This is a genomic window from Microbacterium luteum, assembly GCF_015277875.1.
GTDB lineage: Bacteria > Actinomycetota > Actinomycetes > Actinomycetales > Microbacteriaceae > Microbacterium > Microbacterium luteum.
The window spans coordinates 1,982,982-2,002,317 of the sequence record NZ_CP063814.1; the positions used below are offsets into that span (position 1 = coordinate 1,982,982).

Consider the following 19,336-nt stretch of genomic DNA (forward strand, 5'->3'; position numbering starts at 1 on the left):
GTCAGCCGGCCTTGCGCGCCTGGGCGCGCTCGGCCGGGAACAGCACCTCGGCGAGGAAGGCGCCCGTGTGACTCTCCGCCACGCGGGCGAGATCCTCCGGGGTGCCGGTCGCGACGAGCGTGCCGCCGCCGGAACCCCCCTCGGGTCCGAGGTCGATGATCCAGTCGGCCGACTTGATCACGTCGAGGTTGTGCTCGATGACGATCACCGAGTTCCCCTTGTCGACCAAGCCGTTCAAGACCTCGAGCAGCCGCCTGACGTCTTCGAAGTGCAGTCCGGTCGTCGGCTCGTCGAGCACGTAGATGCTGCGCCCGTTCGAGCGCCGCTGCAACTCGGTGGCGAGCTTCACGCGCTGGGCCTCGCCACCCGACAGCGTCGTCGCCGACTGGCCGAGGCGCACATATCCCAAGCCGACGTCGACCAGGGTCTTCAGGTAGCGGTGGATGGCCTGGATCGGCTCGAAGAACTCCGCAGCCTCGGAGATCGGCATCTCGAGCACCTCGGCGATGTTCTTGCCCTTGTAGTGCACCGACAGGGTGTCGCGGTTGTACCGCTTTCCGTGGCACACCTCGCAGTCGACGTAGACGTCGGGGAGGAAGTTCATCTCGATCTTGATGGTGCCGTCTCCGGAGCACGCCTCGCAGCGCCCGCCCTTGACGTTGAAGCTGAATCGCCCCGGCTGGTACCCGCGGGCTTTGGCCTCCGGCGTCTCGCTGAACAGGCCGCGGATGCGGTCGAACACTCCCGTGTACGTCGCGGGGTTCGACCGCGGCGTGCGCCCGATCGGCGCCTGATCGACGTGCACGACCTTGTCGAGGTTGTCGAGCCCGGTCACTCGCGTGTGCTTGCCCGGGATGTTCCGCGCGCCGTTCAGGCGCTGGGCGAGCACCCGGTACAGGATGTCGTTCACGAGCGACGACTTTCCCGAACCGCTCACTCCGGTCACGGCGGTCAGCACGCCGAGGGGGAAGTCGACCGTCACGTTGCGGAGATTGTTCTCGCGGGCACCGACGACGGAGATCTGTCGCTTGCGATCGCGCTTGCGCCGCTTCGACGGCGTCGCGATCTCCCGACGGCCGGCCAGGTAGTCGCCGGTGATCGAGTGCCGGTCGGCGAGCAGCTCCGACAGGGGTCCCGAATGTACGACCTCTCCCCCGTCCACACCGGCCCGCGGCCCGATGTCGACGATCCAGTCAGCAGCGTGGATCGTCTCCTCGTCGTGTTCGACGACGATGAGCGTGTTGCCGAGATCGCGCAGGGTCACGAGCGTCTCGATCAGACGACGGTTGTCGCGCTGGTGCAGGCCGATCGAAGGCTCATCGAGCACGTACAGAACACCGGTGAGTCCGGAGCCGATCTGCGTCGCGAGGCGGATGCGCTGCGCCTCACCGCCCGAGAGGGAGCCGGCGGACCTGCTGAGGTTCAGATAGGTCAGACCCACCTGGATGAGGAAGTCCAGGCGAGCGCGGATCTCGCGAAGCACCTGTGCGGCGATCTTCGCCTCACGGTCGGTGAGCGTCATCTCCGCGAAGAATCGCTGCGCATCCGCGAGGCTCAGCCGCGAGGCATCGGCGATCGAGTGGCCGTGCACGCGGACGGCGAGCACCTCGGGCTTCAGGCGCGCACCGTCGCAGACCGGGCAGGGCACCTCGCGCAGATACTCCGACCACCGCTGCCGCTGGGTGTCGGACTCGGCCTGCACGTACTGACGTTCGATGTACGGCACGACGCCTTCGAAACCCGACGAGTAGCGCATCTCGCGGCCGTAGCGGTTCTTCCACTTGACGGTGACCTTGTAGTTCTCGCCGTGCAGCACGGCTTCGCGCACGGCCTGCGGCAGACGCTTCCAGGGCGTGTCGAGCGAGAAGCCGAGGTCGTTCGACAGTCCTTCGAGCAGTCGCTCGTAGTACTGGAAGAGCCCCTTTCCCTGCGTTGTCCACGGGATGATGACGCCCTCGCGGATCGACAGCTCCTCGTCACCGAGCATCAGCTCCGAGTCGACCGACATGCGGGTGCCGAGCCCGGAACACGCCGGACAGGCGCCGAACGGGGCGTTGAACGAGAAGGTGCGCGGTTCGATCTCCGTGAGCTGCAGCGGATGCCCGTTCGGACACGCCAGCTTCTCGGAGAACGACTGCCACGCATCGTCACCTTCCTCGTCGACGAAGTTCACCTGCATGACACCGCCGGCGAGACCGAGTGCGGTCTCCACCGAGTCGGTGACGCGGCCCAGGATGTCGGGGCCGGCGACCAGCCGGTCGACCACGACGGCGATGTCGTGCTTGTAGCTCTTCTTCAGCGTCGGCGGCTCCGCGAGCTGGACCAGGTCGCCATCGACCACGGCGCGCGCGTATCCCTTCGCGGAGAGCTCTTTGAAGAGGTCGACGAACTCACCCTTCTTCTGGGTGACCACGGGCGCCACGATCTGGTAGCGCGTGCGGTCGGGCAGCTCCATCAGCTGGTCGGCGATCTGCTGGACCGTCTGACGCTGGATGATCTCGCCGCACTCCGGGCAGTGGGGCACTCCGATGCGGGCCCACAGCAGGCGCATGTAGTCGTGGATCTCGGTGATCGTGCCCACCGTCGAGCGCGGGTTGCGGTTCGTCGACTTCTGGTCGATCGACACCGCCGGGCTCAGACCCTCGATGAAGTCGACGTCGGGTCTGTCCACCTGCCCGAGGAACTGACGTGCGTAGGCACTCAGCGACTCGACATAGCGACGCTGTCCTTCCGCGAAGATCGTGTCGAAGGCGAGACTCGACTTGCCCGACCCCGACAGACCCGTGAAGACGACGAGCGAATCGCGCGGGATGTCGAGGTCGACGTCCTTCAGATTGTGCACGCGAGCGCCGCGCACGCTCAGCTTGTCGCTCGAGACGGCGGCGGATTTTCCGGTGAGGGGAACGGGGACGATGGGCACCCGTCAAGTGTAGGCGGGACCTCCGACATCGGCTCCGGGCCCACGTTCGCCCGCGGCGCACGCGGCAGCTCGCCGGGCGAGCGTCCGTCAGCCGATCAGCGGGAGAGCAGTTGCCGCTTCGAGCTCAGCACGCCGGTGTCGAACCCGGCGAGATGCAGGCCGCCGTGGAATCGCGCGTGCTCGATCTTGATGCACCGGTCCATGACCACGGCGAGCCCGGCGTCCTCCGCGATCGCCGCCGCCTCCTCGTTCCACGACCCCAGCTGGAGCCACAGCGCGGCGGCGCCGACCTCGACGGCTTCCCGAGCGACGCCCGGAAGGTCGTCGTGGCGACGGAAGACGTCGACGAGATCGGGGACGACCGGCAGGTCAGACAGGGATGCGTACGCCGGCCGGCCCAGGATCGACGTGGCCCGGGGGTTCACGAAGTAGACGTCGTAGGGCGAGCTGCTCGTGAGGTACGTCGCGACGAAATAGCTCGCGCGGGCGGGATTGTCGGAGGCGCCGACGATCGCCACCGACCGCGTGCGCCGCAGCAGGTCGTGGCGCGCCTGGGCGCCGGGAGCCTGCCACGTGCGATCGGCCGAAGCCGGCGGCGCGGTGGGCAGGGCGCAGAAGGCGGAATCGGTCATCGGGTCGCTCCCGTCGCTTCGGTGAGGGCCTGGTCGAGATCCCAAACGATGTCCTCGGGGTCCTCGAGCCCGACGGAGATCCGGATGAGGTCAGCCGGGGTCCCCGCTGTGATCAGCTGCTCGGGTGTGAGCTGGCGGTGGGTGGTCGAGGCGGGGTGGATCACCAGGGTGCGCGCGTCGCCCACGTTCGCCAGGTGCGAGGCGAGGGTCACCGAGTCGATGAAGGTCTCCCCCGCCTTGCGCGCGGCCGCCTCTCGGGCCGCGTCGTCGTCGAATCGTCCTGCCGGGGCCACGCCGAAGGCGAACACCGCCCCGGGGCCGAGAGGCAGATACCGGCGCGCACGCTCGGCGTGCGGATGATCGTCCAGTCCCGCCCAGGTCACGAAGGACACCCGCGGGTCGGCCCGGAGCCACTCCGCGACGATCCTCGCGTTGGCGAGGTGCGCATCCATGCGCTGCGGCAGCGTCTCGATTCCCTGCAGCAGCGTGAAGGCGGCCTGCGGGTTGAGCGACGGGCCGATGTCACGCAGCTGTTCGCTGCGGAGCTTGGTGAGGAAGCCGTACTCGCCGAAGTTGTCCCACCACTTGATGCCCCCATAGGAGGCCACCGGCTCGGTCATCGCGGGGAAGGTGCCGTTGCCCCAGTCGAACGTGCCGGCCTCGACCACGACACCGCCGAGAGCGGTGCCGTGACCGCCGAGGAACTTCGTGACCGAGTGGATGACGATGTCGGCGCCGTGCTCGATGGGGCGCAGGAGGTACGGCGTCGCCAGCGTCGCGTCGACGACGAGCGGCACACCCGCATCATGCGCGACCTTCGCGAGTCCGGCGATGTCGGCGATCTCCCCACCGGGATTCCCGATCGCCTCGGTGTAGACGACCTTCGTCTCCGGCCGGATCGCGGCGGCGTAGTCGGCGGGATCCGATGAGGCGACGAATGTCGTCTCGACGCCGAACCGCCGCAGCGTGACGTCGAGCTGCGTGATCGTTCCGCCGTAGAGCTGCGCCGACGCGACGACGTGGTCTCCTGCGCCGACGAGCGCGGCGAACGTGATGAACTCCGCGCTCATGCCGCTCGCGGTTGCGACCGCGCCGATCCCGCCTTCGAGGGATGCCATGCGCTCCTCGAGCGCGGCGACGGTCGGATTGCCGATGCGGGAGTAGATGTTGCCGTACTTCTGAAGCGCGAAGAGATTCCCCGCGTCGGCGGCGTCGTCGAAGACGAACGAGCTCGTGTGGTAGATCGGCACCGCGCGAGCACCGGTGGCCGCATCCGGGGTGCCCCCGGCGTGCAGCGCGCGCGTGCGGAAGCCGAATCGATGCTCGGTCACTCGTTCTCCTTGTCCTCGGCGGGTGTCGCCGACTGGCCGGCGCCCTTCAGGCGTGCGATCGCGTCGCGGACGCCGTCGACGGCATCGGGGTTCTGCAGGGATGTGATGTCGCCCAACACGTCACCCTGCCACATCTGCACCAGCAGTCGGCGCATGATCTTGCCCGAGCGGGTCTTCGGCAGATCGGGCACGACGATGACGTGAGCGGGCTTGGCCACGGGGCCGATCTCGACCGCGACCTGAGCGCGGAGCGTCTCGATGTCGACCGGTTCGCGCAGGACGACGAAGGCGGCGACGGCATGACCGGTGATCGGATGCGCCACGCCGGCGACCCCCGCCTCTCCGACGGCGGGATGAGCGACGAGTGCCGACTCGATCTCGATCGTCGACAGCCGGTGACCGGAGACGTTGACGACATCGTCGAGCCGGCCGAGCACGCGGATCGCGCCGTCCTGGTCCACCGTCGCGGAGTCCCCGGCCACGTAGTATCCGCCCCACTCGCCGTGTCCGGCGAATCGCGACCAGTAGGAGTCGCGGTAGCGCTCCGGGGATCGCCAGATCGTGCGTGCCATCCCCGGCCAGGGACGACGGACGACGAGGGTGCCGGAGCGGCCCGGCGCGACCGGTTCGCCGTCGTCGTCGACAACCGCGGCGTCGATGCCCGGCAGCGGAACCGTGGCCGACCCCGGGGTGAGGGTGGTCGCGCCCGGGAGCGGCGCGATCATCGCGGCCCCCGTCTCGGACTGCCACCAGGTGTCGACGATCGCGAGGCTGTCACGGCCGTGGTTTCGCCGGAACCACATCCATGCCTCCGGATTGATCGCCTCGCCGACTGTGCCGAGCAGTCGCAACGACGTCAGGTCATGCCCGGCCGGCAGCGTGTCGCCCCACCACGTCATGAAGGTGCGGATGAGTGTCGGCGCGGTGTAGTAGACCGTGACGCCGTAGCGCTCGATGATCTCCAGATGCCGTTCGCGATGCGGAGTGTCCGGTGTGCCCTCGTAGATCACCTGCGTCAGTCCGTTGGAGAGCGGTCCGTACAGCTCATACGTGTGCGCTGTCACCCACGCGAGGTCGGCCGTGCACCAGTGCACGTCGTCGGGCTTCGCGTCGAAGTGGCCCCAGTGCGCCCAGCTCGCATGGGTCAGATAACCGCCGGAGGTGTGGACGAGACCCTTCGGCTTCCCCGTCGTTCCCGAGGTGTAGATGATGAACAGCGGATGCTCCGCGTCGAACGCGGCGGGCTCGTGCACCTCCGGAGCGGTCTCCACCACGTCGTGCCACCAGTGGTCGCGCCCCGGTGTCCAGTCGACGTCCTGGCCGGTGCGACGCACCACGAGCACGTGCTCGAGATGCGGGAGTCCGTCGGCGGCGGCATCGGCGGCGGACTTGACCTCGACCGCCTGCCCCCGTCGCCACTGCCCGTCGGAGGTCACCAGGAGCTTCGCACCGGTGTCTTCGAGGCGGAATCGCACGGCTTCCGCCGAGAAACCGCCGAAGACCAGCGAATGCACCGCGCCGATGCGGGCGCAGGCCAGAGCGATGACGACCGTCTCGATGAGCACGGGGAGGTAGACGACCACCCGATCACCGGGCTCGATCCCGAGGTGCTCGAGGGCGTGGGCCGCCTGGGCGACCCGTCGCTGGAGGTCTCGATAGGTGACCGTCACGCGGTCGCCTCGCTCCCCCTCGAAGTGGAGCGCCACCTTCTCGCCGCGCCCGGCGACCACATGACGGTCGACGCAGTTGACCGCCACGTTCAGTCGCCCGCCCTCGTACCAGCGGGCGGCCGGCACGGACAGCTCGCCGTGCTCGTCGCGCACCGGAGGCCGCCACTCGAGCGTCGACGTCCACGGGCGCTCCCACTGGAGTCTGTGGGCGGCGCGGTCCCAGAAGCCGACCGGATCGGCGGCGGCGATCGCATAGGCTTCCGGGCCGACGTTCGCCTGCGCGGCGAAGGTCGGATTCGGCGGAAACGTCCGCTGTTCGATCAGACGCGCCTCGTCGGCGGCCGACGGGAGGGAACCGGACATCTTCACTCCCTCACAGCCAGCGCTTGAGGACGGCTCGCTCGAACAGCGACAGCAGCGCGTTCGTCAGGGTGCCCAAGAGCGCGAGGAGCACGATGGCGAGGATGATCCGGTCGACACGCCCGGTGCTCTGCGACTCCGTGAGGAGGAAGCCCAGCCCCATCGAGGCCCCCACGAGCTCGGCCGCGACGAGGAACAGCCAGGCCTGCGCGAGACCGAGACGAAGGCCGGCGACCATCGAGGGCACCACGGCCGGCAGCTGGATGGTGCGCAGCAACGGCCACCCCCGGAGCCCGAAGGACCGTCCGGCCTCGACCAGGTGCGGGTCGACGCGATGCAGTCCGGCGGCGACCGTCGTGAAGACCGGGAAGAACGCGCCGATCGCGATCAGGGTCACCTTGGAGTCTTCGCCGATCTGCATCCAGAGGATCAGCAGCGGGACCCATGCCAGGGACGGAACCGCACGGAGCGCGACGATCGTCGGGCCGAGCAGAACCTCGCCGGCACGCGACAGGCCGACGATCGCCGCGATGGCGAGACCGACCACGGCGCCGATGGCGAACCCGAGGAGGACGCGCTGGATCGAGATCGCGACATGCACCCACAGCGTGCCGTCCGCAGCAAGCTGAACGGCCGCCTCCACGACCGAGACGGGTGTGGGAAGGCGGTAGGTCGGGATGATCCCCGTCGTCGTGACGAACTGCCACAGCGCGAGGAGCAGCAGCGGCAGTACCAGTCCGCCCGCGATGCGCACGCCGCGACGCGCCCAGAAGGGCGTCGCCGCCGAAGCGGCGCCGCCCTTCCGACGCGTGCCGGTTGTCGTTGCTGTGACGGTCATTCGCTCGTGGCGGCGAGGGCGAACTCGTCGTAGACGATGGTCTCGAGCGCGTCGTCGAGCGCTTCCTGTCCGCCCGCGACATCGCCCGAGTCGACGAGGACCGGCGAGATGCGCTCGAGGACGGCGATCTGGTCCGCGCCCGGGACGCCCGAGACGTCGAGGTTCGAACGCTCGAGGATCACCGTCTCGGCGACCTCGGTGTCCAGACCCGACGCCTCTGCGAGCAGAGCCGCGGTCTCCTCCGGGTTCTCCAGGGCCCAGATGCGGGCCTGCTCGTAGGCATCGACGACGACCTGCGCGACATCGGCGTGGTTGTCGATGAAGTCCTCCGTGGCGTTGAGGAATCCGTACGTGTTGAAGTCGACGTTGCGGTAGATGAGCTGGGCGCCGGAGTCCACCTCGGCACCCGCCATGATCGGGTCGAGACCTGCCCACGCGTCCACCGAACCGCCGGCGAGGGCGGACCATCCGTCGGCGTGCTGCAGGTTCTGCACCTCGACGTCGTCGAGCGAGAGTCCCGCCTCGTCGAGGGTCTGGAGGAGGAAGAAGTACGGGTCGGTGCCCTTCGTGGCGGCGATCGAGGTGCCGGCGAGGTCGTCGACCGACGCGATGTCGCTGTCGGCGTCGACGACGATGGCCGACCATTCCGGCTGCGAGTAGATGTCGATCACCTTGATCGGCGAGCCGTTGGCGCGGGCGAGGAGTGCGGCCGAGCCGGCGGTCGACGCGATGTCGGCCGAGCCGGAGCGGAGCAGCTCGTTCGCCGTGTTCGAACCGGTCGACTGCACCCACTCGACGGTGACGTCGTCGCCGAGGGCATCCTCGATCAGACCCTGGTCGCGCAGCACGAGGCTGAGCGGGTTGTAGGTCGCCCAGTCCAGCGTCAGCTGATCGGTGGACCATTCACCGGTAGCCTCGGCACTGTCGGTCGTGTTGCCGGCGTTCTCGCCGGCGATGCAGCCGGTGGCGAGCATCGCCATCGCACCGGCGAGGGCGATCGCGGGTACGGTTCGGCGAATGGCGGTGCTCATGGGGTCTCCTCAGGAGTCTTGTAGTGGTGGGTGTGCACGCCGAGTCCCTCGAGGAGGGTGGCGCGCAGGTCCGTGAACGCGCTGTCTGCGCGATCGCGGGGTCGGGTCCCGGCGACCGGGAGGATCTGGGCGATGGAGCGCGCATCGGGCCCCGCCGAGCGCAGCGATGACAGCAGCACGACGCGGTCCGCGAGGTAGAGCGCTTCCTCGACATCGTGGGTGACCAGCAGAATCGTGGTCGGCTGCGCGGCGTGGATCTCGAGCAGCAGGTCTTGCATGCGCAGACGCGTCAGCGCGTCCAGCGCGGCGAACGGCTCATCCAGGAGCAGGACGTCGGGGTTGCGCGCGAGAGCGCGCGCAAGGGACGCACGCTGGGCCATGCCACCGGAGACCTCGCGTGGGCGAAGATTCGACGCGTGGTCGAGGCCGACCAGTTCGAGGAGTTCGCGCACCCGCTCGCGACCGGCGGCGCGGGCCGACCGGCGTGAGCCGCGCACGCGCGGGAGCCCGAGCTCCACGTTCTGCGACAGCGTGCGCCACGGCAGCAGACGAGGCTCTTGGAAGGCGATCGCCGCGCGTTCGTCGGTGTCGGCCAGCCGATCGCCGTCGACGGTGATCGCGCCGTCAGTGGGCTGGTCGAGACCGGCGACGAGACGAAGCAGCGTGGACTTGCCGCATCCTGACGCCCCGATCACCGCGACGATCTCCCCAGCCGGCAGCTCCAGGTCGACGCCGCGCAGTACGTCGACGGCGCCGTTCGGCGTGCCGAACGTGCGCCCGACGCTGTCGAGGCGCACGGCACCTCCGCGCGACGGCGTGGTGGCCGAGGCAGGGGCGTCGAGTGTCGTGGTCACGCAGTAAGAGTGACAGAGCCGCGTCGGTGTGACGAACCAGGCGCAACATCATGAAACATTCGCCGTGGCGGTTTCCACCTCCGGCGATGCGCAAGCGAGCCCGTCGGTCCTCAGGCGTGACCGGCGCGCTCCATGGCGCGAAGCTCCTTCTTGAGGTCCTGCACCTCGTCTCGGAGGCGTGCCGCCAGCTCGAACTTCAGCTCGGTGGCCGCCGCGAGCATCTGATCGGAAAGATCCTGGATGGTCGTCTCGAGTTGCTGGGCTCCCTCAGCAGCGATCCCCTCTCGGCGCAGCTGCGGTGTCGGAGACGTGCCCTTGCCGCTCTTCGTCTTGGCGGCGTCTTTGCGCGAGAGCATGTCGTTGGTGTCGGAAGCCTCCCGCGCCAGCACCTCGGTGATGTCGGCGATGCGCTTTCGCAGCGGCTGCGGATCGATGCCGTGCTCGGTGTTGTATGCGATCTGCTTCTCGCGGCGCCGCTCGGTCTCGTCGATCGCGTTCCGCATGGAGTCGGTGACGGTGTCCGCGTACATGTGCACCTGTCCGGAGACGTTTCGCGCGGCGCGCCCGATCGTCTGGATGAGCGAGGTGCCCGACCGCAGGAATCCTTCTTTGTCGGCATCGAGGATCGACACCAGCGAGACCTCCGGCAGATCGAGACCCTCGCGGAGGAGGTTGATGCCGACGAGCACGTCGTAGACGCCGGCACGCAGCTCGGTGAGGAGCTCGACGCGGCGCAGGGTGTCGACGTCGGAGTGCAGGTATCTCACGCGCACGCCGTGCTCGCCCAGGAAGTCCGTGAGCTCTTCCGCCATCTTCTTCGTCAACGTGGTGACCAGAACGCGCTCGTCGCGCTGCACACGCACCCTGATCTCCTCGAGCAGATCGTCGATCTGCCCCTTCGAGGGCTTGACGATGATCTCCGGGTCGACGAGGCCGGTGGGGCGGATGATCTGCTCGACGATGCCGTCGGCGATGCCCATCTCGTATCGTCCCGGCGTCGCGGACAGATACACGCTCTGCCCGATCCGCTCCTTGAACTCGTCCCAGCGCAGCGGACGGTTGTCCATGGCACTCGGGAGCCGGAAGCCGTGATCGACGAGAGTTCGCTTGCGTGACGCGTCACCCTCGTACATCGCCCCGATCTGCGGCACCGTCACGTGCGACTCGTCGATGACCAGGAGGAAGTCGTCGGGGAAGAAGTCCAGCAGGGTGTGCGGCGGCTCCCCCACCGAACGCCCGTCGAGGTGCCGTGAGTAGTTCTCGATTCCGGAGCAGAAGCCCAGCTGCTGAAGCATCTCCAGATCGAAGGTCGTGCGCATGCGCAGGCGCTGGGCCTCCAGGAGCTTGTTCTGGGATTCCAGCTCCGTCAGCCGTTCCGCGAGCTCGTCTTCGATCGTGCCGATCGCCCGCTGCACGGTCTCGGTGGCGGCGACGTAGTGCGACGCGGGGAAGATCGGCACGGACTCCATCTTCTGCACCACATCACCGGTGAGCGGGTGGAGCATGTAGAGCGCCTCGATCTCATCGCCGAACATCTCGATCCGGATCGCGTACTCCTCGTACACCGGGATGATCTCGATCGTGTCACCGCGCACGCGGAAGTTGCCGCGCGAGAAGTCGACGTCGTTGCGGTTGTACTGCATGGAGATGAACTTGCGGATGAGCGCATCGCGGTCATAGCGCTCGCCCACCTGCAGGGCCACCATGGCTCGCAGGTACTCCTCGGGCGCACCGAGGCCGTAAATGCAGGACACCGTCGACACCACGACGACGTCGCGGCGCGAGAGCAGCGCGTTGGTGGTGGAGTGGCGGAGCCGCTCGACCTCCGCGTTGACGGAGGAGTCCTTCTCGATGAAGGTGTCCGTCTGCGGCACGTACGCCTCGGGCTGGTAGTAGTCGTAGTAGGACACGAAGTACTCGACCGCGTTGTGCGGCATCAGGTCGCGGAACTCGTTCGCCAGCTGCGCCGCGAGCGTCTTGTTGTGCGCGAGTACGAGCGTCGGCCGCTGGACCGCCTCGATGAGCCAGGCTGTCGTGGCCGACTTCCCCGTTCCCGTGGCACCGAGAAGCACCACGTCGGTCTCCCCGGCATTGATACGCGCGGCGAGATCGGCGATCGCCTGCGGTTGGTCGCCGCTGGGGGCGTACTCGCTGACGACTTCGAACGGGCGCACGGAACGTGTGGTCTGCACCCTTCCAGGGTAGGTGCGCCCTCCGACATCGGCGCGGGAGTCTCAGCCGAAGCCGCCGCCGGCGTCGAATCCGCCGAAACCGCCGGCGTCGAATCCCCCGACTCCCCCGTCGAAGCCCGCGCCGTCGTAGCCGCCGCCGGCTGCGCTGGCTTCGACGCCCGTGATGTCCCCCACCCAGGCGGGCTGGTCGGCCAGCAGAGCTCCCGCACCCACGGTGAAGTACGTCGTCAGCGCCGTCGAGAGCAGGAAGTGATGCGCGACGACCGTCATCACACCCGCGCTCATCATCAGCGCGCGCGGGTCGACGCCGTCTCGCGGATCGAGCGCCGCGCTCTCTCCGCCGCTCGGGGCCGTGCCTCCGGTGTCGATGGCTCGACGTGCGCGGCGCTCCTCGGCCCGCCGAACGAGTCTGGCCAGCAGATCGTTGTCGTCGCTCTCCGCCTGCTCACCGTCCGCGAGGAACGGGCGGAGCTCCTCGAACAGTTCACGACGCTTCGCGCGAGGCAGGTCTTTGAAGGCCTGGGCGTGCGCCTTCTCGATCACACTCGTCGGGAGCGAACCGAGCAGATAGACGTAGCGCGACATCTGCTCTTCGTCGCTGACGGCCCGGTACGGCGATCGGCGTCTTCGCCACCTGGAGAGAACTCCCACGTCCCCACCTCCCTCGTCGCCTCCAGGGTACGCCCGTCGCGTTCTACAGTGGGGGGATGCTCGAGTTCCTGGTCGGCACGGGCCTCGCCGCCGCGGCGGGCCTGAACGCATGGATGCCTCTGCTCGTGCTCGGGCTCGCCGATCGGTTCCTTCCCGCCGTGGAGCTGCCCGCCTCGTGGGCATGGCTCTCCAGCGACATCGCGCTGTGGATCATCGGGGCCATGCTGGTCGTCGAGATCATCGCCGACAAGGTGCCGGCGGTCGATTCCCTGAACGACGTCTTGCAGACGGTGGTCCGCCCCGCCTCCGGCGGCGTCGTGTTCGGCGCCGGCGCGAGCGCCGAGACCGTCTCCGTCGCCGATCCCGCCGCGTTCTTCTCGGATTCGTCGTGGGTGCCGATCCTCGTGGGGGTGCTCATCGCGCTGGCGGTGCACGGCGTGAAGGCGGCGTTCCGACCGGTTGCGAACGCGGCTACCGGCGGCGTCGCCGCGCCGGTCATGAGCACCGTGGAAGACGTATCCTCCCTCGTGCTCTCGGTGCTGGCGATCCTCGTGCCGGTGCTCGCCGCCCTGGCCCTGATCGGCGGTATCGTGGCGCTCGGGGTGGCGATCCGAAGATACCGACGGCGCAGACGCGCGGACACCGTCGCGGCCTCCGGTTGACGCGACGCCGCCGTCAGGATCGGACCGTTGCGATCATCGCGGGCAGGCTCTCCCACAGATCGTCGACTTGCGCGTGCGTGTGCGCGAGGTCGCCCGCCGTGTCGATGACGACGTCGGCGAGACGCAGTCGGTCCTCGTCCGAGACCTGAGAGGCGAGCCTGGCATCGGCGTCTGTGACGCTGAGCCCGCGGATCTCGACGAGCCGCTGCCGTCGCACCTGCGCCGGCGCGTGGGCGACGATCACGAGCTCCCACGGATCCCGCGCACGGGTCTCGGCCAGGAGCGGCACGTCGTACACGACCACGGCGTCGGGATCGGCCTCGAACGCGCGGGCGAATCGACGTTCGGACTCTGCACGGACCGCGGGATGCACGATCGCGTTGAGCGCGCTCACCGCTTCACCGTCGCCGAAGACCGCGGCCCCGAGGGCGGCTCGATCGAGCGCGCCGTCGTCGCGAAGCATCTGATCGCCGAATCGGTCGGCGATCGCGCTGAGCACCGGCGTGCCCGGTTGCTGAACATCACGCACGATCTGATCGGCGTCGACCACGACCGCGCCGTGCTCGGCCAAGCGGGCCGCGATGGTGGACTTTCCCGAGGCGATCCCCCCGGTGAGGGCGACGAGTGGCATGCCTCGAGCATGCCACGATGTGCCCCGTCAGATCAGAAGTCCGATTCGGCGTGCGGCGGCCCGGAGTACACGCTAGTTTGTGACAAATCCGCTCAGCTCGTCAGTTACCGCTTGGGCAAGCTCGCTGTTCGAGACGGTGAGAATGACCGTGTCTGCTTCGGAATCAAAGGTAATGACGCCGTCCCGCATCAACGTCGCACGAGTCCGCTGCAAGTGGTCGGTGAATAGTTCTTCGATGTCGGCGCTGGTGACCTCTTCGTATGCATCGAATCCGAGGTTGGCGGCGACGAGTTCGTGGCCCGAAAAATGAATCTCGATCAGGTCGTCATCGGTCGGGACGGTGGTGAACTGGGGCTGCGTCGAGACGGGCGAGGGTTTCGGGGTGGGGACGTACCAGAAATCCCGCTTGTTCGCCTCGACAGCGAACTCGGAACTCCAGGCTCGTCCGCTGGCCTCGAACCATTCGAGGTCGCGGTCGATCTTGAGCAATGCCCCAGGGTCATCCGCCTCCCCGACGAACAGCAGCTGCACCATCGACAGGTGTTTCAGATCGCGAAGCACATCCAGTCCCCGAAGAGTCCGCGCCCGTCGAACCGACAGCACCTCAAGGGCCGGCGCCCCCCGAAGCGGGGAGAGATCAAGGGCATTCACGCCGACGAGACCGAGGCTGGCGAGGTTGCTCAGATCACCGAGCGCACCCAGGTCGACCTTCGACGTCGTCAGAGACATCCCCCACACCATCGGGGGAAGGCGGAAGCCTGTCGGCAGGCGCTTGAGATCCAGATCCAGCCACTGCACCATCGGGTTCGTCACAGCCGAAAGCTGGCCCTCCGACGTGAGGGAGGCGTAGCGCAACTCCGGAAGATCCGACAGATCCACCTCCTCTTCGGTCTTCATGAGTCGGATCGAACGCAGGCTGCGCATTCGAGAGATCAGGTGAAGAGATCTCACCGCGCCCGGACTCTGGATGTAGAAGTGCAGGCTCGTGATCCATGGCAGAACAGGTTCGAGCCACGCCAGATCGAACGGTTCTCCGGTAGACCCGATCTGCACCCCCGCGCCGCGACGGAGCACCCCCAACACCGTGTCGAACGACGGCGAGCCCGCTGGCGTCCAGTCCTCCAGACAGATGTCCGGAGCCACCTGCGCCAGCCTCTCGAGCGGTACGTTCACATGCTCGAGAAGCTCCTCCGGAAGGCCCCACGCACGGAAGTACTCCTCATTCCACCCAGACGGGAATTCCACGCCGAGCTCAATCGTGCGCGGCCGGCTGCGCTTCGGGCGCGGTGCCGTAGGACGCGACCAGCTCGAGCTCCTTCTTGCGACCGGGCAGGAAGATCCACACCACGGCGGCACCGATCGCGATCGCGATCGCGCCGACCGCATAGGCCGCGATCGACCCGGTCTCGAGACTCTGCTGGGCCGCCTGAAGGATCTGATCCTTGTACTGCGGGTACTGCTCGGCGACCTGCAGCGCCGACGCGTAGGACGCCTGGAGGGCGGCGGTCACCTGCGAGCTGATGCTCGACGCATCGCCCGACTCGGCGATGAGGTTGCCGAAAGCACGCGCGAAGCCGGCCGCGAGGATCGCGCCGAGCACTCCCTGCATAATCGATCCACCGAGGTCGCGCTGCAGATCGGCCGTCGCCGAGGCCATGCCCACCCGGCGGACGGGCGTCGACTCGGTGATGGCACGCGAGGCCGGTGTCATCGCGAAGCCGGCACCCACACCGATCGACAGGTACGCGACGCTGACGAACCAGAAGGGCGTGTTCTCGTTCCAGAAGAGCATGGTGATGAAGCCGACGAGAACGAAGACGTAGCCGACGAGCATCGTGAATCGCGACCCCCTCGTGAGCACCAGCTTCGCCGACCGCGGTGCGACCAGAAGCAGTCCGACGCCCGCAGGGATGATCGACAGCGACGCGTCGAGGGTGGAGTAGCCGAGGATGTTCTGCTGGAACTGCTGGCCGACGAACATCGCGCCCATGAGGGACCCGAAGACGATGAGGCCACCCGTGGCCGGTGCCCAGAACATCCGTCGACGCGCGACGGAGAGGTCGTAGAGCGGAGACCGCGCGGTCGCCTGGCGCCAGCCGAATACTCCGATCAGCAGGACCGAAGCCGCGAGCAGGATGCCGCCGAGCGTCGCGGTGTCCGGGGCGAAGACGGTCGCCAGACCGAGCACGAGCGCGGCGATCATGAACACCGAGAGCACGCCGCCGGCGTGGTCGACGGGTTCAGTCGACTCGGCGACGTGCGAGGGAACGAAGATGAGCACGAGCACGAAGGCGGCGAGGGCGAAGGGAACGGCCAGGAGGAATGCCGACCCCCACCAGAACCACAGCAGGAGGACACCGGCGAGCACGGAGCCGATGACCGTGGCGGTCGCGCTCACCGCCGACCACAGGGCGATCGCGAGCGTGCGCTGGCGTCCCGGCGCCCACAGCGCGGTGATCAGCGACAGCGTTGTGGGATACGCCATGCCTGCGGCGATCCCCGTGAAGATGCGCGCTGCGACGAGCATCTCGACGGAGGCCGAGAAGGCGGCGAGGATGCTGGCGATGACCGTCAGGCCGAGGCCGAGCACGAGCAGCTGCTTGCGTCCGTGACGGTCGGCGACCGCCCCGAGATACATGACCGACATCGCGAGGCCGAGCGAGCATCCGACCGCGACGAGGTTCAGCGAGGTCTGGTTCGCGCCGAAGGCGTCGCCGATGTCGGGCAGCGCGATGTTGGCGGCGGCGAGATTGATATTGCACACCAGCGCCCCGAGGATGAGCGCCGTCAGCACGAGTGGTGCGCGCGGCGGTGAGCCGGTGGATGCCGTCGGCGAGGCTGGCGAGGTCACGGCCCTACCCTAGCGAGACGGAGGGGTCGCCGACGCCACTCAGGTCACGCGCGCCGGGTGAAACGGCGACGGGCCGGAACCCCGAAGGATTCCGGCCCGTCGACCGTCAGTGCGTGTCGGCTCAGCGACCCGACAGCTTCTCGCGAAGCGCAGCCAGCGCCTCGTCGTCGGCGAGGGTTCCCGCGCCGCTGCTGTCAGAGGTGAACGACGACGAGGGCGTCTCGCCGGCAGCCGCCGACGCAGCCTCGGCTTCCATCGCCTTGACGACGGCGGCCTTGTGCGCCTCCCAGCGAGCGTGGGCGGCGGCGTACTCCTGCTCCCACTTCTCGCGCTGCTCGTCGAAGCCTTCCTTCCACTGGTTGGTCTCCGGGTCGAAGCCCTCGGGGTACTTGTACTCCCCGTTCTCGTCGTACTCGGTGACCATGCCGTAGAGGGCCGGGTCGAACTCGGTGCCGAACGGGTCGACCGACTCGTTGGCCTGCTTGAGCGACAGCGAGATACGGCGACGCTCGAGGTCGATGTCGATGATCTTGACGAAGACCTCTTCGCCGACCGACACGACCTGCTCGGCGAGCTCGACGTGCTTGCCCGAGAGCTCGGAGATGTGCACGAGACCTTCGATGCCGTCGGCGACGCGGACGAACGCACCGAACGGAACGAGCTTGGTGACCTTGCCCGGAGCGACCTGACCGATCGCGTGGGTGCGGGCGAACACCTGCCACGGGTCTTCCTGCGTGGCCTTCAGCGAAAGCGACACGCGCTCGCGGTCGAGGTCCACCTCGAGGATCTCGACGGTGACCTCCTGGCCGACCTCGACGACCTCGGACGCGTGTTCGATGTGCTTCCACGACAGCTCCGAGACGTGGACGAGACCGTCGACGCCACCGAGGTCGACGAATGCACCGAAGTTGACGATCGACGACACCGTGCCCTTGCGGACCTGGCCCTTGTGCAGGTTGTTGAGGAAGTTCGACCGCGACTCCGACTGCGTCTGCTCGAGCAGTGCGCGACGCGACAGCACGACGTTGTTGCGGTTCTTGTCGAGTTCCAGGATCTTCGCCTCGAGCTCCTGGCCGAGGTACGGCGTGAGGTCGCGCACACGGCGCAGCTCGATGAGCGAGGCGGGCAGGAAGCCGCGGAGTCCGATGTCGACGATCAGACCACCCTTGACGACCTCGATCACCTGGCCGGTGACGACACCGTCGTTCTCCTTGATCTTCTCCACGTCGCCCCAGGCGCGCTCGTACTGAGCGCGCTTCTTCGACAGGATGAGGCGGCCTTCCTTGTCCTCCTTCTGGAGGACGAGGGCTTCGACCTCGTCGCCGACGTTGACGACCTCGTTGGGGTCGACGTCGTGCTTGATGGAGAGTTCACGCGAGGGGATGACGCCCTCGGTCTTGTAACCGACGTCGAGGAGCACCTCGTCGCGGTCGATCTTCACGACGGTGCCTTCGATGAGGTCTCCGTCGTTGAAGAACTTCAGGGTCTTCTCGACCGCGGCCATGAAGTCCTCAGCAGATCCGATGTCGTTGATGGCGACCTGCTTGGTGGCCGGGGCGGTCGTTGCGGTAGTCATGTAGTGGGTTGTCCTAAAGGGTTGTGTGCTCGGGCTCCGCCTTCGGACACACGAGATGCCGTCGGCGATGCGAAATGGATTGTGGTCATGCGATGCCGCTCGTGCCGCTGCCGGACGGAACCGGAACGCACACACCATGGCGTGACGAAGCGGCCACACGAGTGACGCTCAATGCTAACAGAGCAGGACGACGTGAATCCACCGCACTCCGCCGCGCTGTCAAGCCCTCACGGGAGCAGCCCTTGCGATGCAAGAGTCGGGGCCATGAGCGAACGAGCATCTCTCCACGCCGGCGACAGGGTGAGCTGGGACACGTCTCAGGGAAGGACGCGGGGAACGGTCGACGAGATTCGCACCGACGACTTCACCTTCGCGGGACAGCACTTCACGGCGTCGAAGGACGAGCCCGCCTACATCGTCTCATCGGAGAAGACCGGGTCCCAGGCGGCGCACAAGCGTGACGCGCTCCGCAAGATCCCGGACTGAGGGCCACCCGCCGGGGGCTGCCATGGAGCGACGTACCGTCAGGAGGTTCCTCGCCCCGCCGCGATGATCGACCGTGCCGCCGATTCTGCGCTCGCGATCACCCGCGTCCCGGTGATACGGACAGAAGCGAGCGCTCCTTCGTGCAGACACAGCAGCTGCAGCGCCAGCCCGGCAGGGTCCTCGAAACCCGCATCTGCCGCGAGCGACTCGAAGAGGTCGCGCAGCCATTCCTTCTCCCCCACCGCGACGGCGTAGCCGGGGTGCCGATGATCCGGCATCTCGGCCAGTGCATTGATGAACGCGCAACCGCGCGGGTTGCCGCGCGTCCACTCCTCGAGCACGGCGAACGGCACGAGGAGTCGGCCCACCGCATCGTCCACCTCATCGAGACGCGCTGTCAGCTGAGCCCGCCATCGACGGTCGCGTTCGAGCAGATACGTCGCGACCAGCACATCCTTGGAGCCGAAGCGGTCGTAGAGCGTGCGCTTGGTCACCCCGGAGGCATCCGAGACGGCATCGACCCCGACCGCCGTGATCCCCCGCTCGTAGAAGAGTTCGGCAGCGGCGTCGAGGATGCGTCGCGCACCGGGAGTGAGGGTGTCCGGATCGAGGGCGGTTGCATTCACAGATCGGTGAACCTATCGTGAGGGA

General features: G+C 67.9%; 16 protein-coding genes. 2 read left to right on the forward strand and 14 right to left on the reverse strand.

Annotated elements, in window-relative coordinates:
* Position 1 precedes the first annotated feature (1 nt).
* The 9 genes from uvrA to IM777_RS09965 all read right to left on the reverse strand — a co-directional run bounded on the left by uvrA (position 2) and on the right by IM777_RS09965 (position 12,413).
* Positions 2 to 2,920: an excinuclease ABC subunit UvrA gene (gene uvrA, locus IM777_RS09925; protein WP_194383213.1), complete on the reverse strand. Its 2,919-nt coding sequence runs from the start codon at positions 2,918 to 2,920 to the stop codon at positions 2 to 4.
* A 95-nt stretch (positions 2,921 to 3,015) separates the two neighbouring features.
* Positions 3,016 to 3,552 carry a CoA-binding protein gene (locus IM777_RS09930; protein ID WP_194383214.1) on the reverse strand — a complete coding sequence of 179 codons (537 nt, stop codon included), beginning with the start codon at positions 3,550 to 3,552 and terminating at the stop codon, positions 3,016 to 3,018.
* The gene (locus IM777_RS09935; RefSeq protein WP_194383215.1) at positions 3,549 to 4,883 is read right to left on the reverse strand and encodes an O-acetylhomoserine aminocarboxypropyltransferase/cysteine synthase family protein; all 1,335 of its coding nucleotides are present in this window, start codon (positions 4,881 to 4,883) and stop codon (positions 3,549 to 3,551) included. Before IM777_RS09935 ends, IM777_RS09930 begins: the two co-directional genes overlap by 4 nt.
* A complete protein-coding gene (acs, locus tag IM777_RS09940) occupies positions 4,880 to 6,916 on the reverse strand; it encodes an acetate--CoA ligase (protein WP_194383216.1) in 2,037 nt (678 codons plus the stop codon). Before acs ends, IM777_RS09935 begins: the two co-directional genes overlap by 4 nt.
* A 10-nt stretch (positions 6,917 to 6,926) precedes the next feature.
* The gene (locus tag IM777_RS09945; protein ID WP_194383217.1) at positions 6,927 to 7,751 is read right to left on the reverse strand and encodes an ABC transporter permease; all 825 of its coding nucleotides are present in this window, start codon (positions 7,749 to 7,751) and stop codon (positions 6,927 to 6,929) included.
* Positions 7,748 to 8,782, reverse strand: coding sequence for an aliphatic sulfonate ABC transporter substrate-binding protein (locus IM777_RS09950; RefSeq protein WP_194383218.1), 1,035 nt, complete (start codon positions 8,780 to 8,782; stop codon positions 7,748 to 7,750). Before IM777_RS09950 ends, IM777_RS09945 begins: the two co-directional genes overlap by 4 nt.
* The gene (locus IM777_RS09955; protein WP_194383219.1) at positions 8,779 to 9,636 is read right to left on the reverse strand and encodes an ABC transporter ATP-binding protein; all 858 of its coding nucleotides are present in this window, start codon (positions 9,634 to 9,636) and stop codon (positions 8,779 to 8,781) included. The genes IM777_RS09950 and IM777_RS09955 overlap by 4 nt, the downstream gene beginning before the upstream one ends.
* Before the next feature lie 110 nt (positions 9,637 to 9,746).
* The gene (gene uvrB / locus IM777_RS09960; protein ID WP_194383220.1) at positions 9,747 to 11,828 is read right to left on the reverse strand and encodes an excinuclease ABC subunit UvrB; all 2,082 of its coding nucleotides are present in this window, start codon (positions 11,826 to 11,828) and stop codon (positions 9,747 to 9,749) included.
* Positions 11,829 to 11,870: 42 nt separating this feature from the next.
* Positions 11,871 to 12,413 carry a hypothetical protein gene (locus IM777_RS09965; protein ID WP_194383221.1) on the reverse strand — a complete coding sequence of 181 codons (543 nt, stop codon included), beginning with the start codon at positions 12,411 to 12,413 and terminating at the stop codon, positions 11,871 to 11,873.
* Between the two features lie 122 nt (positions 12,414 to 12,535).
* On the opposite strand from IM777_RS09965, the gene IM777_RS09970 reads away from it, so the two are divergent.
* Entirely contained in the window at positions 12,536 to 13,141 is a 606-nt protein-coding gene (locus IM777_RS09970; RefSeq protein WP_194383222.1) for a DUF4126 domain-containing protein, read from the forward strand.
* A gap of 13 nt (positions 13,142 to 13,154) precedes the next feature.
* Here IM777_RS09970 and coaE read toward each other — a convergent pair whose 3' ends face one another.
* The 4 genes from coaE to rpsA all read right to left on the reverse strand — a co-directional run bounded on the left by coaE (position 13,155) and on the right by rpsA (position 18,199).
* Positions 13,155 to 13,772 carry a dephospho-CoA kinase gene (gene coaE / locus IM777_RS09975; protein WP_194383223.1) on the reverse strand — a complete coding sequence of 206 codons (618 nt, stop codon included), beginning with the start codon at positions 13,770 to 13,772 and terminating at the stop codon, positions 13,155 to 13,157.
* Positions 13,773 to 13,844: 72 nt separating this feature from the next.
* Entirely contained in the window at positions 13,845 to 15,017 is a 1,173-nt protein-coding gene (locus tag IM777_RS09980; protein ID WP_194383224.1) for a hypothetical protein, read from the reverse strand.
* Between the two features lie 7 nt (positions 15,018 to 15,024).
* Positions 15,025 to 16,623, reverse strand: a complete 1,599-nt coding sequence (locus tag IM777_RS09985) for an MFS transporter (protein WP_194383225.1) — start codon at positions 16,621 to 16,623, stop codon at positions 15,025 to 15,027.
* Positions 16,624 to 16,744: 121 nt separating this feature from the next.
* Positions 16,745 to 18,199 (reverse strand): 30S ribosomal protein S1, encoded by a 1,455-nt coding sequence (rpsA, locus tag IM777_RS09990; RefSeq protein ID WP_071043609.1) that lies wholly within the window; start codon positions 18,197 to 18,199, stop codon positions 16,745 to 16,747.
* Positions 18,200 to 18,463: 264 nt separating this feature from the next.
* On the opposite strand from rpsA, the gene IM777_RS09995 reads away from it, so the two are divergent.
* Positions 18,464 to 18,685, forward strand: coding sequence for a hypervirulence associated TUDOR domain-containing protein (locus tag IM777_RS09995; RefSeq protein WP_194383226.1), 222 nt, complete (start codon positions 18,464 to 18,466; stop codon positions 18,683 to 18,685).
* 38 nt (positions 18,686 to 18,723) lie between these two features.
* Here IM777_RS09995 and IM777_RS10000 read toward each other — a convergent pair whose 3' ends face one another.
* Positions 18,724 to 19,311 carry a TetR/AcrR family transcriptional regulator gene (locus IM777_RS10000; RefSeq protein WP_194383227.1) on the reverse strand — a complete coding sequence of 196 codons (588 nt, stop codon included), beginning with the start codon at positions 19,309 to 19,311 and terminating at the stop codon, positions 18,724 to 18,726.
* Between the last annotated feature and the right edge of the window lie 25 nt (positions 19,312 to 19,336).